Here is a 16458-nt window from a genome sequence, read left to right as displayed (position 1 = left end):
TAATAGTCGCCAGTTCACGCATCGATCCAACCGCCGCTGTGGTGCCAGTGGACCCACTGAGCTGTGTTTCGCCCTGCTCAGCGCTTCACACCTCCCGGTTAGCGCCGGATCCCGGCCGCTTGCGCCACTGCCCCCGAGACCTCGTCGTAGCCGCATAGACCAGACATCGCAGACGAACCGGTACCGGCCACGATCGACAACACCCTGCCAGCGCGTGTGTTTCCCGGGCCGACAGTGACGAGCGGCCACTACCCCTAACCCCGGCCGGTCAGTCCGGGATCCTGGTCAGCCGGTTTACCTCCAGCGTGGTGAGCAGCAGCGCGTAACACAGGTCGGGATCGGCGCTGGAGGGGTGGGGGCAGGCACATCGGATCTTGGCGGTCGCCAGCCAAGTGTGTCTCCACGGATGGCGGGCGGGCAGCCGGATTCCGCAGGTGTCGGCGGAGATCTGCAGGGTGCGACCCCTACTCCGGCGCCGCCGTTGAAGCAGTCCTCGGCGGTGGGGCGGTTGAGCTGGATGTAGGTGCCTGCCACGCGCAGCAGGGGGCGGGACGATGTAGAGGCGGCAGTGGCCAGGCGTCGGAGGCGAGGATCGCACCGTCGTCGCTGAGATCGTCGTTGTGCCAGGTCATGTGTTCGTGGGCTGGAGCGCCTGTGAACAGGGCAGCAGCCAGCGCGGCGGCGGGGACGGCACTGGCCAGACAGGTGCGGATCTGTTCGGCGAGGGGGACGGCCACGGTCGTGGTGGTCAAACCAGGCCCGGCCATGAAGGCCCGGTCCGGCAGCTCCAGCTACCAGCCGTGCCTCACAACGGTCGCCCCTCACTTGGAGCCCGACTTGACAGCACGACGCACGGCACCGGTGGAGAGCCTCCTGTCGAGGCTGTTCAACGCGGCGGACCGGCTCTCCTCGTCCGCGCTGAGAAGGATGCCCTTGGCGAGGAAGGACAACGCCGCGTCAGCCGGCGCGTCGGATAGGCATGTGTTGGACAGCCGCTGCGCCTCCAAGCCGTATAGGACGCCGGGCTGGCTCGGGAGATCGAGGGGGACGCGGTAGTGCCGAACCGCGATCATAAGCAGGATCGCAGGTGCGAAGACAACCAGGCTGACAGTGGCTACAGGTCCTGTGATCCACAACTTTAACGATCGCTTCGGCTGGAATGTATAGAGAGTCTCCGTGTACAACTTCGTGTTCATCCAGTCGATGAGAATCGCCGTTGCGCACATGCATAGGGAAGCTCCGAGAAATGCAGTGACCACCACACCGACCGGCTGAATACTGATCGCAGCCAACAACGCAGCCAGAATGAGATTCGTTGTCGCGCTGACGCCTCGGCTGAGGGTGCGACCACTCATCAGCACAGCGAAGCCGAGGAGGACCCAGAACAGGGACGGTCGAGCATGAAGCCACGCATCGAGCTCCTGTGCCTAGCGGTCGCTGAGACCAACGCTGTCGGTCATCCGGCCGAGCCAGCGCACTGGCGTTTCCCGAGGCTGCAACGGCTCGCCAGCGGTCCAGAGCCATGCGGCGGACAGAGCAGGACCCACCAGCCCTGCAACATCGGCAAGGTTGAACCCGAGCGCGTGTTGAATCGCTTCCCACTGCGTCCTGGTCGCCTTCTCCGGCACGTATGCCATAGCCCCTCCCAAGTGGCCAAAACTGTTACGACACAGCACGGTACGCGAGCACTCCGACACCAACGAGCGGTGAATGCGCGCCGCGGATTCCGAACTTCCCCCGCGCATAGCGACCTCGGAGATCGGGCCACAACATCGTTGGTCGGCACACCTGGCATGTCCACGTCAATTCATGATGCTTTGCAACGAATTCGGGGAACGTATCGTCACGCCCCGGTAGAATCAGACCAAGCGGCCACAATTCGGTTGCGCACCGCCGCTGCAGCCGCAGGAGAGTGGGCGATGAAACCCCGAGACGGCCCTGGTGCATGGCGATTGGCTCGCCGCTATCGGACTTTGCTCATCGGTGCCGCAGCGGCACTCGTGGCGTTGCTGGTCATTCCACGCCTGGTCGGCACGTACACAAGCTGGCTATGGTTCGTCGAAGTCGGGTATCGCGGGGTCTGGTCGACGCTGCTGGTGACTCGACTGTCGCTGTTCTTCATACTCACAGGGATCATCGGTGGGATCGTCTTCGCGACAATGTGGTTCGCGTTCCGATTCCGTCCGCGCCTGTTAACTGGCACGAAGGAAGACTTGCTCGAGCCGTACCGCGCCCTGGCGATCCGCTGGCCGCTGCGGTTCGGGTTGGGCATCGCCGCCGCGCTGGGGGTTGTCTGCGGTCTGATCGGACGATCGAGTTGGGCCACAGTGCTGCTGTTCATCCACGGTGGGTCGTTCGGTGTGTCCGATCCCGAGTTCGGGCACGATATCGGCTTCTTCGTCTTCGACCTTCCGTTCTATCGGCTCGTCGTGAACTGGCTACTGTTCGCCACGATCCTCGCGTTTCTTATCAGTCTCGCCACGAACTATCTGTTCGGAGGTATGCGTCCGTCCCGAAAAGCAAACGGCCTGACCCGCGCAGCCCGAATCCAGCTCGCGGTGATCGCCGGAGTTTTCATCACGCTGAAGGCTTTCGCCTACTGGCTCGACCGATACTCGCTGATGTCGAGCAGGAGCAAAGAGCCCACCTTCTCCGGGGCCGGTTACACCGATATCCATGCTGTCCTGCCGGCACGACTGTTCCTCTTCTCGATCGCTATCCTCTGCGCCGCAGCCGTTTTCGCCGCCATCGTGGTCCGGGATCTGCGCATCCCGGCGATGGCCGCCACACTGCTGCTGCTGTCGTCGATTCTGGTAGGCGCGGTATGGCCGATGGTCGTCGAACAGTTCTCGGTCCGCCCGAATGCCGCCGACATGGAACGCGTCTACATCGAACGCAATATCGCCGCCACTCGGCAGGCGTACGGGATCGACGGCGACCGGGTCGAATACCGCGCCTACCCCGGGATCGGCAGCACACCGCCGCCCGACGTCGAGGCGGACGCAACCACGCTTGCCAATGCCCGGCTGCTCGATCCGAGCGTGCTCTCACGAACCTTCACTCAGCAGCAGCAGTTGAAGAACTTCTACAGCTTCCCAGCGAATTTGGACCTCGACCGCTACCGCGTCGACGGACAGCTGCGTGACTTCGTGGTCGCGGTACGTGAGCTCACGCCGGGCGCGCTGAGCGACAACCAGCGGCACTGGGTCAACCGGCACACGGTGTACACGCACGGCAACGGCTTCGTCGCCGCGCCCGCCAATCGTGTCAATGCCGCCGTCCGCGAAACCGCGGGCGACGCTGCCAGCAGCAACAGCGGGTATCCGATCTACGCGGTCAGCGACATCGCCTCCCAGGCCGCCGGGCAGCAGACAATTCCAGTGAACCAGCCACGCATCTACTTCGGTGAGGTCATCGCCCAAGCCGACCCGGACTACGCCATCGTCGGGGGCGGCACAGAGCCTCGCGAATACGACACTGACGCCACCAAATACACTTACAGCGGCGCTGGCGGCGTCCCGATCGGCAGCTGGCTCAACCGACTGGCCTTCGCCACCGTGTACGGCGAACGCAATATCATCTTCTCCAAAGCGATCGGTCCGGAGTCGAGGATCCTCTTCCACCGGGATCCACGCGAGCGCGTCGAACTCGTCGCACCATGGCTGACCACCGACAACAACCCCTACCCGGCGGTCGTCGACGGCCGCATCCTCTGGATCGTGGATGCGTACACCGCCATCGACGGCTACCCCTACGCCAAACGCAGCTCGCTCGAGGCCCTCGCACCCAGTGATGGCCGGGTGCGGCCGGCCCGCGAAATCTCCTACCTCCGGAACTCGATCAAGGCCACTGTGGACGCCTACGACGGGACGGTCACTCTCTACCAGGTCGATCAGCACGACCCGCTGCTGGCCACGTGGATGAAGGTCTTTCCGGGCACGGTCGAGCCCGAAGAGTCGATCAGTACGGAACTGCGGGCCCACTTCCGCTACCCGGAGGATCTGTTCACGATCCAACGCGACATGCTCGCCATCTATCAGGTCGACGAACCGCGAGAGTTCTTCACCACCAACGCTTTCTGGTCGGTGCCCAGCGACCCCACCACCGACACGAACCCACACCAGCCCCCGTTCTACGTCCTGCTCGGCGATCCGGACACCGCCGAACCGTCGTTCCGGCTGACCAGCGCGATGGTCGGGTTCAACCGGGAATTCTTGTCCGCCTATGTCTCCGTCTACTCGGATCCCGAGAACTACGGCAGGATCAGTGTGCTGCGCCTGCCGACCGACACCCTCACCCAGGGACCGCAACAGATCCAGAACTCGATGATCTCCGATACCAGAGTGGCATCCGAGCGGACCCTGCTCGAGCGTTCGAACCGAATCCAGTACGGCAATCTGCTCACCCTGCCGATCGCCGCCGGCGGAGTGCTCTACGTCGAACCGCTGTTCACCGAACGGATCTCCACGACCCCGAATGCGTCGACCTTCCCACAGCTGGCCCGGGTTCTTGTCAGCTACCGCGAGCCTGGCACCGGCGGTGTCCGGGTCGGCTACGCCCCCACCCTCGCTGAAGCACTCACGCAAGTATTCGGGCCGGATACCGGCAAGCTCGCCACCGCACCTGGAGGCGGGCCCGATACACCCCCGCCTCCTGCATCTCCGCCTTCCGTGCCGCCCGCAGAATCCCCGACCACCGTTGACACGGCCAAGATCGCAGAACTCAACGCACAGATCGAGGCCATCCGCACAGCCCTCGAACGCCTGCAACGGCAGCTCAACGAGCTCACGGGTCCTGGAGGGTGAGGAAGCTCGATCACAGTGAATCAATCTGGGCACCAGCACTTTCACGGAATTCGACCTGCCGGCGGCAGTGCGCCAGGCTGATCCGGCATAGCGAGCCGATCGGCTTCCTGCAAAGCTGAGAGCATGGCAGTTGCGTTGATCGTGTTCGTTCTCCTCGTCGGGCTGGCGCTCGCGGCCGTGTTGTCGTCGTACAACAGCTTTGTCCGGCAACGACATACGATCGAGGAATCGTGGCGACAGATCGACGTCGAGTTGCAGCGGCGACATGACCTCATTCCGAATCTCGTGGAAACCGTCCGCATCGCCGCGGGGTTCGAGCAGCAGGCGCTGTTGGCCGTGGTCAACGCGCGAACCGAGGCGATGCGGGTGCGGCAGTTGCCGGGCATAGGGCACAGTCACCGGGGGCATCTGGAGTCCGCGCTGAGCAGCGCGGTGCACAGCGTGTTCGGACTGGCGGAAAACTACCCGCAGCTGCGGTCCAATCATAACTTCCTACACCTGCAGCGGCAGCTCGTCGAGACCGAGGATCGGATCGCCGCGGGTCGACGGTTCTTCAACGGCAATGTGCGACAATACAATACGCGTCTGCAAACCGTGCCCTCCAGCTTTGTCGCCGACATGTTTTCGTTCATTCCGGTCGAATACTTCGAGCTCACCGATCGACAGGCCCTCCAGGTACCGCAGATCGGCGCCGCCTGGAATCGAACCGGCCAGCCGTATCCGCCCCAGCATGACCAATCTTTCCCTCCTCCACAGTCTTTCCCTCCGCTGCACTGACGTCGGCGCGATCACGACATGGAATTCTTCTTGGCGTCCATGGCACTCCCGCTTCTGGTGGTTGTCGCCGCGGTGGTCCTGGGCGTAGCGAACGCCGGATTGCGGCAGAAGGCACGCCGACTGGAAATGGCGCGCATGCACCAGTGGGCCCAGCGCAACGGCCTGCACTACACGCCGGGCGACAACAGTATCGCGGCCCTGTCCGCGCATGCACCGTTCGGCATCGGAAGCAATCGGGTCGGGCACAACGTCTTTCGTGGCACCCACCGAGGGCGAGCAATGATCTTCGGCGAATACCGTTACACCGTCAAGAACAACAAATCGACCGTCGTCCATCCCTGGCAGTTCGTCGCGCTGGCGATGCCGGCGCCACGTCCGTGGCTGAACCTCAGACGGGACCATGGCGGATTGTTCTCGCGCCCGGGGCGCAAGGGCCTGCTGCTGGAGAGCCAGGAATTCAACGAACGTTTCCGAATCGACACCGCCAGCGAGCGTTTCGCCTACGACGTGCTCAGCCCGCGGACCATGGAGTGGCTACTGGCCGACGCCCGCGCTGATACCGTCGGGTTCCGGTTCGAAGGCCAGTGGGCGATTACAGTGCGTGCGGGCACCCTGAATCCGGACGAAGTGTGGTTCTACGCCGAATACCTGCACGATGTGATCGGCCTTGTGCCGGATTTCGTGTGGCGGTATTAGACCGACTTGTTGTCACCCGATCCGGTTTCGGTCGGTTCGAGCCACGAAATGAACCGGACCCGACGCAGAGCCAGGTTCGATGTTGTGCGGTGCCACAGTTCCAGCACAGGGGATCTCAAACGCGCAGGGAGTATCTCCGCGCAAACGATCACCACCATTGTCACGGCAACCACCCCGGCAACTGCCCTACCGAACACTGTTCGCATCGTTTCGACGACCTCGGGGCTGGGAAGGCCTCCAAGATTCACAAGAACTCCGACCACTGTCAGCCCGAGTACGAACGCGCGTGTGCCGATGCCACCGAAAATGATCGCGGACGTCCAGATGAGGAAGAACGCGAACAATACGGCGTACACCTGCAGGAATCCGGATGCGGTGGCAATCCGTTCACCGCGGGGAGAATCCGCAATCCGGCCTCCGGACCCTGCGACGCTGAAGAACAGGAAGGCAAGCAGCGCACCTGTAGCCAAGCTCACTGCCGACTCGATGCACTTTCCCAGGCGATCCAGCTTCTTGTAGGGGAATGCTCCTACGAACTTCGCGACGCCTGTGATACCGAACTGCACAGCAGTCACAACCGCGATATAGGGAACGAAGAAACTCCAGTTGTCCTTCATCTCACACCGCCTATGAATGCGAGCCCAATGTTGGTGCTCAGGCTAGCGATCAGGACCGACAACCGCCGTGCGTGATGTCCGTAGGGCGAGCACAACGCAGATGCCCCACAGCACGGTCAGCGGCAGCAGTATCGCCACGATCCATATCGCCGACCGCACGCGACCGCCACCAGGAACATAGACCTCGTCCCGGGCGCCGACATCGATCGCCCGGTACCGAGACCCGATTCGCTCGGGCTGGAAGTTCCTCCCGGACAGATTGACGCTGTAGCGGGCGGGTCCGCCGTCGTCGGGCGTGAAGTCTCCTCGAACGACACAGCGGCCCGGTCGGCAGTGGTCCTCGGTCATCGTCCAGGTACCCGGCCGGCCATCACCGTTCAGCGCGGCCCACGCGTCCGGCACATCGAACGACAACGCGAGCACGAGAAACAGCATTGTGGGACCGATCGCGAACAACCACCAGCCCCGAGCCTTCGCTTGGATTCGTCGTAGGGTCGTTCCGAACCGCATCCCCCTCCCCATACCTGCCACCGTCGGTTCAAGCTCGACCCAGCCAGTCCTTGACCAGCTTGGATTCGTCTGTCTTGCACAGTGATTGCACGATCAGGTAGTTGTTCGGATTGACCTTGGTCGCATAGCCGAGCTGATCAGCGAGCGTCGTCAATGTCGACTTCTGTGTCGATCCATCGAGTTTCAGGAACTCGGTGCAGGTCATTGTGGTGAGGTCGCCGGTGGGCGCAACCGCTGACGGTCCGGCAGGCGCGGACGTCCGCGTTGTCGTGGATGCCCGCACCGTCAGGCCAGCAGCGGAGGAGGAAGGAGCCTCCGCGGTTCCCTCCACGTCGCTTCCACATGCGGCCAGCCCCGCGGCGACAACTGCCGCGGCCGCAATGAGAACACCGACACGAAAACCCCCACGATTCATGCGGCGAACACTACCAAGCCACGCCCCCGGGTCGCGCATGGCGATCATACGGCGAGCGGCGGCCCACCCCGGGCGCAGACAGGCTTTTACACCTAATTCGACTTGCAGTCCAGAGATCTTTACGGCATCCTTACAGGCAGGGGAGCCGGGAAGTCTGGTCGGCACGCGATCGATGGATTGCGTTGAAACGAACGACTATTGGAGTTCCCGTGCTTCCTTCGAACCTGACCGTTGCACCCCCCGCCCAGCCGATCGAGTGGTCGGCATGAGCGAATTTCTCACTGCCGCAACGTCTTTCCCTACGGTCCTGTTCACGTTCACGCTGATGGTCGTGGCCGGCTACTGGCTGGCGGCGCTCATCGGTGCAGTCGATTCCGATCTCGGCGGCGAGACGGACGCGGCGGAGGGACTCGGGCGTTACGGGCTCGGAGGGGTGCCCGTAACGCTCGTGATCTCGATACTCGTCGCATTCGCCTGGCTGTTGTGCCTGATCGGTTCGATCGCGGTGAGCCGGTCCGGGTTCAGCGGCGGCACCGGGGTTCTCGCGGGGTTCGTCGTCCTGATAGCCGCCTGCGGGTTGGCGGTCGTGGCTGCCCGCGCGGTCGTGCTACCGCTGCGGCGACTGTTCGAGTCCGCGCCCGCACCGCGTCGCGAAGACTTCCTGGGGCGACGGTGCGTCATCCGGACCGGTTCTGTCGGAACGGATTTCGGTCAGGCCGAACTGATTTCGAGTGACGGCTCGTCGGCGATCGTACAGGTCCGCCAGACCGTCGCCCATGCCGCTGAAAAGCCCCTCGCACAGGGTAGTTCAGCAATTGTCTACGACTATGACACGGCCGCCGAAGTGTTCTGGGTGGCCGCTTTCGAGGAGGGGATCTGATGTCCGCCATAGCAATCGGGGTCGGGGTGCTGTTCGCTGTCGTCGCGGTTATCGCGTTGGCCGCGCTCCTGCTGGTGTCGAGTCTGTTCAAAAAGGTGGAACAGGGTCGCGCACTGATTATTTCGAAGATGCGCAGGGTGGATGTGACGTTCACCGGCGCGGTGGTCCTACCGGTGCTGCACAAGGCCGAGTACATGGACATCTCGGTGAAGACCATCGAGATCGCCCGTGTCGGCAGGGACGGTTTGATCTGCCGCGACAATATTCGCGCCGATATCCGGATCACGTTCTTCGTCCGGGTGAACAAGACGGTCGAAGACGTGATCAAGGTGGCGCAGGCCATCGGCACCGCACGGGCCAGCGATCAGGCGACCCTGCAGGAGCTGTTCGCGGCGAAGTTCTCCGAGGCGCTGAAAACCGTTGGCAAGCATCTGGATTTCGTGGACCTCTACACCCACCGCAACGAGTTCCGTGACCGCATCATCGCGGTGATCGGCACCGACCTCAACGGGTACAGCCTCGAGGACGCCGCCATCGACTACCTCGAGCAGACGCCGATCGGGCAGCTGGACGCACAGAACATCCTGGACGCGCAGGGTATTCGCAAGATCACCGAGCTCACCGCGGTGGAGCATGTGCGCACCAACGAGTTCCGGCGTAACGAGGAGAAGGAGATCACTCGCCAGAATGTGAACGCGCGTGAAGCGGTGCTGGAGTTGGAGCGCCAGCAGGCCGATGCCGAGATCCGGCAGCAGCGTGAGGTCGAGACGTTGCGCGCCCGGGAGGAAGCCGAGATCGCGCGGGTGCAGTCCGAGGAGCGACTGCGCTCGCAGACCGCGCATCTGCGCACCGAGGAAGCGCTCGGCATCCAGCGCGAGAACATGGGCCGGGAGATCGCGGTCGCGGAGAAGAACCGCGAGCGGGTGATCGCGGTGGAGGCCGAGCGGATCGAGAAGGACCGGCTGCTCGAGGTGACCGCCCGGGAGCGGGAGGTGTCGCTCGCCCAGATCGCCGCCGACCGCGAGGTCGAGGTCGAGGTGCGGGCCAAGGCCGAGGTGGTGCGCGAGCGGGTCGCGGTGGAGAAGACCGTCGCCGAGCAGGAGGAGCAGATCAACCGGCTCCGCGCGGTCGAGGCCGCGGAACGGGATCGCCAGGCCATCGTCATCCGGGCCGAAGCACAGGCGCAGGAGCATCTGGTCAAGGACATCAAGGCCGCCGAAGCCGCTGAAGCCGCCGCCAAGTTCAAGGCGAAGGAGGCGCTGATCCTCGCCGAATCCGAGCAGCAGGCTTCGGAATTGCAGGCGCAGGCCAAGATTCGGCTCGCCGAAGCGTCGCAGGCAGAGACGGCCGCGTACGGGCTCGGCCAGGCGCAGGTCCGCGAACGTGAAGCCGACGCCATCGAGAAGGTGGGTCGCGCGGAAGCGGTCGCGCTGCGGGAGAAGGCACTGGTGGAGGCCGAGGCCCTGCGCGAGAAGCTCAAGGGTGAGGCCGAGGGCCTGCAGGAGAAGGCCAAGGCCATGGCCGCGCTCGACGACGTCACCCGGGAGCACGAGGAATTCCGGCTGCGGCTCGAGATGGAGAAGGACGTCGAGCTGGCCCGGGTCAATGTGCATCGCGACGTGGCGCAGGCACAGGCACAGGTGCTCTCGACCGGTCTGGAGAAGGCGAATATCGATATCGTCGGCGGGGATTCGGTGTTCCTGGACCGGCTCATCGGCTCCATCAGCCTGGGTAAGGGGCTCGACCAGCTGATCGGCAACTCCGAGATCGGGCAGGCCGCCGCGGGCGCGCTCATCGGCCGGCTGGCCGGCGCCAATGGCGCCAACGGTTCCGGCGACGGCGAGCGGATCGCGGTCAAGTGAACGCGACGGCAGAGCCGAACCTCGATCGCCGGGTCGCCGGCGATCGAGGAGGGGCCGACGACGCGCTCGACTCGGGCACCTACGAGATCCTGCGGGCCCGGCTGATCGAGCACGCCACCGAATTATCCCGACGCACAGTACATCTCAATCAACAACGGATCGAGGAATTCGGCGGCACCGAGTTGGCGCTGCTGTGCACCGAGCGAATCCGGACCTCGAACAACTGCGTGCCGCGCGATATCGTCGCGCTTCCCGACGGCCGAATGGTGTTCGGCTACAACGTGTTCGTCGGGATGCGGCCGGAGACCGCCGTGGAAGACGTGTTCGCGGTGTACCGGGTGCGCGGCGGCGAAGAGACAACTGATGCGGGGACATCGCAGTGGAACCGGGAGGCCCCGCTATCACGGTTCGAATCCGCGGAAGCGACAGGGCTTTTCGACGATCCCCGGTTCCGCCAGGACTTCGCCGAGCTGTACCGGTATTACAGCCAGACCAGACTGTTGCAGTTGCGCCGCGTCGAGGCCCGGCTGCTGGCGGTGTTCCAGACCGGACAGCGCACCGACGATATCCGGGTGCTGCGCTGGGAGCTGGATGCGCGCGGAGGCATCCGATACCTGGACAACAGGGGCGAGCGCGATCACGCGTTCCCGGCCTCGCACGACTTCGAGTGGATCGAGACCACCCGCGACGACCAGGTGCCGGGACGGCACCCGCACCTGTCGATCCTCGGCGAGGTGTTCGTGGAGACGCTCGGCGGCACCCTCACCATCAAGGTGGAGAACAACACCGAGAGCGGCGAGGGCATCTACAGCGAGCCCGTGGACGAACCATTGCAGAGCCTCGCCGACGCGGCTGTGCACTACGTCCGACTAGGGCCGATGATCCTGCTGCGCATCCGGCCGTACAACGAAACAGCTTGGCGGCACCTGGTTTTCAACACCCGCACCCAGGAGGTGGTGCGCCTGGACGGAATCGGCCAGGCGTGCCGGCGGCTACCCGAGGATCAGGGCATCATCTTCCCGGGCGGCTACTATCTGGCCACGGGCGCGCACAAGCGATTCGACACCGCCGTCGAGGATCTGGAGTACGAGCGCACGATCCGGGCCGGGAACGGCGAGGACGTGCTCTACGCCTTCCATGCCCGCGGCGAAGGACGCACGCTGCTGCTGTCTTACAACACGGTTCGCACCGAGGTCGCGACTCCGGTTACGTGCCATGGGTATTCGTTGTTCGATGACGGCAATCTGGTGGTGCTGCGGGCGATGTCCGAAGAACCGGTTCGGGTGCACCCGCTCCAGATATGGCGCACCCCGTTCGTTTCGGACCTGTACGCCGCCGCCCAGCCCACCGGCACCGGGCCGCTGCACCGGGTCGGAAACGCCGATCTGGTGCGGGGCATCTCCGACTGCCTCGCGGTCTCCCGCATGGTGGAGGAGATGCGGCCCGCCGCAGCGGTTTTCGAGGCTGTCGTGGGGGCCTGCACGCGGGCGTTCGACCAGCACCACTGGCTCGCCGAACCCGGGCTCGGCGACCTGGGAACCCCCTTGGCCGCAGTACAGGCCACCGCCGAACAGGTACTCGACGAGTACACGAGAGTCACCGCGCTGACCGCCCGGGCGCGTGCGGCCGTCGACGGAGCGGCCGAGCAGGCGGCATCGCTCATCCGGAACGCACGCGCCGCCGCGCACCACAGCACCGAGGACTGGGTGCGACTGCTGGCGGATCTGCGCCGCGCGCAGGGACATCTGGTCACGGTGCGCGAAATGCGCTACGCGGACACCGATCGTGTGGCCGCCCTGGATGCCGAGCTGGCCGCGGCACTGACCGACACCGGTCAGCGAGCAACCGAATTCCTCAGTAGCGCTGATGCTTTCACCGGCTACGCCGACGAGATCGATACACTGCTCGCGCGCGCCGAAACTCTCGCGGCGGTGGCCGACGCCGAGTCGGTGCGACAGCGGCTGGCCGAGCTCACCGATTCGCTGCACCTGGTCACGGAGGTGGTGAGCGACCTCAACATCGCAGATGCGACAGTGCGCACCACGGTCCTCACCCGCATCGGCGAAGTGCTCGCGGGGGTGAACAGAGTGCGGGCCACCGTCGAAGCCCGCCGCGGTGAACTCGCGGCCGTGGAAAGCCGCGCGGCCTTCGCCGCCGAGTACGCGCTGCTCGGTCAGGCGGTGACAGGCGCGCTCGCGCGCTGCGACTCCCCCGAATCCTGCGACCGGCAACTGTCGAAACTGCTGCTGAGCATCGAGAGTCTGGAAACGCGGTTCGGCGAGTTCGACGATTTCGCCGACCGGCTCGACGCCAAACGCGAAGACGTCTACGAGGCGATCTCCGCCCGTCGGCAGGCGCTGGCCGATGAGCGGTCTCGCCGCATCGAGCGGCTCGCCGAATCGGCGCGGCGTGTGCTCGACGGCGTGCGGCGGCGCACCACGGCACTCGACTCGAACGATGAGATCAACACCTATTTCGCCGCCGATCCCATGGTGGCCAGGCTGCGCCGGGCCGTCGCGGAGCTGCGCGCCCTGGGCGATCAGGTGCGGGCCGAGGAGTTCGAGGGGCTGCTGCGCGCCGCGCGGCAGGAGGCCGGGCGCGCCCTGCGCGACCGGGCCGACCTCTACGACGACGGCGGCGACACCATTCGCCTCGGCCGGCACCGCTTCGCCGTGGACACGCGGCCGGTGGAACTGACCGTGGTTCCGCACGACAACGCCATGTGGTTCACGATCACCGGCACCGACTATCGAGCGCCGGTGCGCGACAACGATTTCGGCAACAGCCGAGCGTACTGGTCACAGCTGCTCGTCTCGGAGACGCCCGAGGTGTACCGCGGTGAACATCTGGCCGCGTCCATCCTCGCCGACGCCGAGAACGAGAACCGCGTCGAGGAGTTGCACCGCGTCGCCGCCGAGGGTGGGCTCACCGAGCTGGTGGGCAAGGTAGCGGCAGGGCGCTACGACGAGGGCTACGAACGCGGCGTACACGATCGCGACGCGGCCGCGATCCTCGCCGCCGTCCTGCGCCTGCACGCCGGAGCGGGACTCCTGCGTTTCCCGGCCGCGGAACGCGCTGCCGCGCAACTGTGGTGGCGATTCGAGGCGGAGAGCGACGCTGACTTCCGAGATCATTGGCAGACGCGCGCCGGATCGCTGGCCCGCGCGCGGAAGGTGTTCGGGCCGACGGCGGCGGTGGATCAGCTGTGTGCCGAGTTGGCGCGGCTGATCGGCGAATTCGCGGATTCGAGCGGGCTGACGGACATCGACAGCGATCTCGCCGCCGCATATCTGTTCGAGGAGATTGGTTCCACGCCAACAGAATTCACCACCTCTACGGGCGCCACGGTGCTCCTGGCTCGCTTCCACCGCGCGTTGGACGGGAATGCCGTCGACGCACGCGGCGCCTACGAGCAGGATCTACGAACCCTGGAATCCACCGACCTCGCGGCCCGCTATCAGCTGGTACATGCCTGGCTCACAGCGTTTCTCGACCAGTCCGACGAGGCTGCTGCCATGGTGCACGACCTGCCCGAAGCCGTCGCGATCGCGCTGTGCGGGAACGACTTCCCACGCCGCGAGTCCTCGGCCGAACGCACCGCGACGGTGACGAATCTACTTGGGGTGCATCCACGGATCGTCCGTCGGGAGTTGACTTTCCGCCTTGACGAGTTCCTGGCACGGTGCCGAGCCTTCCGCCTGCACCGGATTCCCGGCTTCCGCGAATTCCTCAGCCGCCGCAACGAATTGGTCGCCGCCGAACGCGCCCGACTGCGTCTGGACGAGTATCGACCTCGGGCGCTGAGCGGATTCGTGCGTAACCGCCTGCTCGACGAGGTGTATCTGCCCCTCATCGGTGACAATCTGGCCAAACAGCTCGGCGTCACAGGGGATTCCGCGAGCGTGGACAGATCCGGGCTGCTTCTGCTGATCTCCCCACCCGGCTACGGCAAGACCACCCTCATGGAGTACGTCGCCGCGCGTCTCGGTCTGGTGCTGGTGAAGGTGAACGGACCCGCGCTGGGCCACGAGGTCACCTCGATCGACCCGGCCCAAGCGCCGAACTCCACCGCCCGCCAAGAGCTCGAGAAGATCAACCTCGCTCTCGAGCTCGGCAACAACGTGCTGCTCTATCTCGACGACATCCAGCACACCTCCCCCGAGCTACTGCAGAAGTTCATCTCCCTGTGTGACGGTCAGCGCCGGATGGAGGGCGTGTGGGACGGTCGCACCCGCACCTACGATCTGCGCGGCAAACGCTTCGCCGTCTGCATGGCCGGAAACCCGTACACCGAGCAGGGCAAGCGTTTCCGCATCCCGGATATGCTCGCCAACCGCGCCGACGTGTGGAACCTCGGCGACGTGCTGTCGGGCCGTGAGGAGCTGTTCGCGCTGAGCTACATCGAGAACGCGCTCACCGCCAATCCCGTTCTCGCACCGCTGTCCGCACGCGACCGCGCCGACCTCGAAGTACTCGTGCGCGCCGCACACGGCGACCAGCAGGCCGCCGGCGACCAACTCATCCATCGCTACACCAACGCCGAACTGTCCGAGATCACGTCCGTATTGCGCAAACTGCTGCGCGTTCAACAGGTGGTGCTGTCGGTCAACCGGACCTACATCGCCTCGGCCGCCACCGCGGACTCCGCGCGCACCGAGCCGCCGTTCCAGCTGCAAGGCTCCTACCGCAATATGAACGCCCTCGCCGAACGCGTCCTACCGGTCATGAACGACAGAGAACTCGAGACCCTCATCGATGACCACTACCGTGGTGAGGCCCAAACCCTCACTGCCGCAGCCGAAGCCAACCTGCTCAAACTCGCCGAGCTGCGCGGGCCGCTCACCGAGGCGCAATCTCAACGGTGGGCCGAGGTGAAGTCCGCCTTCCTGCGCGAGCAGGCCCTCGGTGGCGCCGACGACGACCCCCTGGTCCGTGCGATCGGCGCTCTCGGCCTGCTCGGCGACCGCATCGCCGGCATCGAATCCGCGCTACGCGCGATAGAGTCGGCATCACCGGCAGGCAAACACGGCCGATCCACATGAATCGACGCACACCCGAACAGGACGAATATGCCTCGCCCCCGGATGTCGACGCTCATCGTGCTCACCGTGCTCCTCACCGTGGCATGCGGCGCACCGAACCAACAGACAGACAACAGCGCACCAGCGGCCACTACCACCAGAACACAACCGGCTTGTTCCGGCCGCTGGCTTCTCCATCAAGCCGGATACGCCGACAAGGGCGCCGCCCCGGACCGCGCGCAGGATCCCCAACGGCGTTTCCTCTACGACATCGCCGACTCGGTGTGGTGCCCCGGAGTCACACCGGACACCCTGATCAACACCGCGCGCACTCTCGTGCTGACCTTCCCGAACCTGTGCATCCGCCAGCCCGATCAGCTTCCCGACGAGGTACTGGACCTGGTGGACAACGGCACCATGGGCGGACCGATCGCGCTCGCCTACCAGGGCTTCGATCTGGGCACCGGCCGCCTCGCGATATACCCGCGCTTCGTCACAGCATCGATCGAGTTCGGCTGCGCCCCATGATCTACAGTCTCGAGCCGTAAGGAAACGAATCCAGGGGAACAGTGCATCGGCCACAGCCCAGGCATGCCTATCAACCGATTCCAACGACGAGTCGGGCCGATCCGAAGCCCATTGCCGTGATTGTCGGCGTGCTGACGATGATCGGTGCGTTTGCCGCGCTGAGTTCCGCGGTGATCACTGAGATTCCAGGCGTGATATCGCCCCGACATTTCCCCCGAAATGTCAAGGTAGGCACCAATTTCGACGTAAGATGGACAAGATCGCCATGACTGTGTCGCACGAATCCGATTCGCTTCCCTCGGTGCCGGGCGGTCCCGATACACCGCCCGGCTTTCGGTGGTTGTGCG

11 protein-coding genes are annotated in these 16458 nt (G+C 65.0%); 7 read left to right on the top strand and 4 right to left on the bottom strand.

The features are described 5' to 3' along the window. Window positions 1-821: 821 nt before the first annotated feature. A complete protein-coding gene (locus tag JK358_RS37300) occupies window positions 822-1355 on the bottom strand; it encodes a hypothetical protein (protein ID WP_201958195.1) in 534 nt (177 codons plus the stop codon). Between the two features lie 564 nt (window positions 1356-1919). On the opposite strand from JK358_RS37300, the gene JK358_RS37295 reads away from it, so the two are divergent. The 3 genes from JK358_RS37295 to JK358_RS37285 all read left to right on the top strand — a co-directional run bounded on the left by JK358_RS37295 (window position 1920) and on the right by JK358_RS37285 (window position 6278). Then, window positions 1920-4805: a UPF0182 family protein gene (locus JK358_RS37295; protein WP_201958207.1), complete on the top strand. Its 2886-nt coding sequence runs from the start codon at window positions 1920-1922 to the stop codon at window positions 4803-4805. Window positions 4806-4928: 123 nt separating this feature from the next. After that, entirely contained in the window at window positions 4929-5582 is a 654-nt protein-coding gene (locus JK358_RS37290; RefSeq protein ID WP_201958193.1) for a LemA family protein, read from the top strand. An 18-nt stretch (window positions 5583-5600) separates the two neighbouring features. Further along, window positions 5601-6278 carry a hypothetical protein gene (locus JK358_RS37285; RefSeq protein WP_201958191.1) on the top strand — a complete coding sequence of 226 codons (678 nt, stop codon included), beginning with the start codon at window positions 5601-5603 and terminating at the stop codon, window positions 6276-6278. Here the strand turns inward: JK358_RS37285 and JK358_RS37280 are convergent. The 3 genes from JK358_RS37280 to JK358_RS37270 all read right to left on the bottom strand — a co-directional run bounded on the left by JK358_RS37280 (window position 6275) and on the right by JK358_RS37270 (window position 7868). Next, a complete protein-coding gene (locus JK358_RS37280; RefSeq protein ID WP_201958188.1) occupies window positions 6275-6895 on the bottom strand; it encodes a hypothetical protein in 621 nt (206 codons plus the stop codon). The two genes, JK358_RS37285 and JK358_RS37280, sit on opposite strands and share 4 nt — an antisense overlap. 42 nt (window positions 6896-6937) lie before the next feature. Continuing rightward, window positions 6938-7330 (bottom strand): hypothetical protein, encoded by a 393-nt coding sequence (locus tag JK358_RS37275; RefSeq protein WP_201958186.1) that lies wholly within the window; start codon window positions 7328-7330, stop codon window positions 6938-6940. Between the two features lie 103 nt (window positions 7331-7433). Further along, entirely contained in the window at window positions 7434-7868 is a 435-nt protein-coding gene (locus tag JK358_RS37270) for an HdeA/HdeB family chaperone (RefSeq protein ID WP_201958184.1), read from the bottom strand. Window positions 7869-8076: 208 nt separating this feature from the next. On the opposite strand from JK358_RS37270, the gene JK358_RS37265 reads away from it, so the two are divergent. The 4 genes from JK358_RS37265 to JK358_RS37250 are packed head-to-tail and all read left to right on the top strand — an operon-like array spanning window position 8077 to window position 16111. Continuing rightward, window positions 8077-8700 (top strand): hypothetical protein, encoded by a 624-nt coding sequence (locus JK358_RS37265; RefSeq protein WP_372440806.1) that lies wholly within the window; start codon window positions 8077-8079, stop codon window positions 8698-8700. Further along, a complete protein-coding gene (locus JK358_RS37260) occupies window positions 8700-10562 on the top strand; it encodes a flotillin family protein (RefSeq protein WP_201958182.1) in 1863 nt (620 codons plus the stop codon). The genes JK358_RS37265 and JK358_RS37260 overlap by 1 nt, the downstream gene beginning before the upstream one ends. After that, entirely contained in the window at window positions 10559-15604 is a 5046-nt protein-coding gene (locus tag JK358_RS37255; protein ID WP_201958180.1) for a DNA repair ATPase, read from the top strand. The genes JK358_RS37260 and JK358_RS37255 overlap by 4 nt, the downstream gene beginning before the upstream one ends. 27 nt (window positions 15605-15631) lie before the next feature. After that, on the top strand, window positions 15632-16111 hold the full coding sequence (locus JK358_RS37250) for a hypothetical protein (RefSeq protein ID WP_201958172.1): 480 nt from the start codon (window positions 15632-15634) through the stop codon (window positions 16109-16111). Window positions 16112-16458: the final 347 nt, after the last annotated feature.

This window comes from Nocardia acididurans (assembly GCF_016741815.1).
GTDB classification, from domain to species: Bacteria; Actinomycetota; Actinomycetes; order Mycobacteriales; family Mycobacteriaceae; genus Nocardia; species Nocardia acididurans.
The sequence above is the reverse complement of the archived record's forward strand: the minus strand, read 5'-3'. Positions and strand labels throughout refer to the sequence as shown.

Coding starts and splice junctions, on each gene's coding strand:
- JK358_RS37285 (WP_201958191.1), top strand. CDS start 5,601: ATGGAATTCTTCTTGGCGTCCATGGCACTCCCGCTTCTGGTGGTTGTC.
- JK358_RS37260 (WP_201958182.1), top strand. CDS start 8,700: ATGTCCGCCATAGCAATCGGGGTCGGGGTGCTGTTCGCTGTCGTCGCG.
- JK358_RS37270 (WP_201958184.1), bottom strand. CDS start 7,868: ATGATCGCCATGCGCGACCCGGGGGCGTGGCTTGGTAGTGTTCGCCGC.
- JK358_RS37290 (WP_201958193.1), top strand. CDS start 4,929: ATGGCAGTTGCGTTGATCGTGTTCGTTCTCCTCGTCGGGCTGGCGCTC.
- JK358_RS37275 (WP_201958186.1), bottom strand. CDS start 7,330: ATGCTGTTTCTCGTGCTCGCGTTGTCGTTCGATGTGCCGGACGCGTGG.
- JK358_RS37280 (WP_201958188.1), bottom strand. CDS start 6,895: ATGAAGGACAACTGGAGTTTCTTCGTTCCCTATATCGCGGTTGTGACT.
- JK358_RS37295 (WP_201958207.1), top strand. CDS start 1,920: ATGAAACCCCGAGACGGCCCTGGTGCATGGCGATTGGCTCGCCGCTAT.
- JK358_RS37250 (WP_201958172.1), top strand. CDS start 15,632: ATGCCTCGCCCCCGGATGTCGACGCTCATCGTGCTCACCGTGCTCCTC.
- JK358_RS37300 (WP_201958195.1), bottom strand. CDS start 1,355: ATGAGTGGTCGCACCCTCAGCCGAGGCGTCAGCGCGACAACGAATCTC.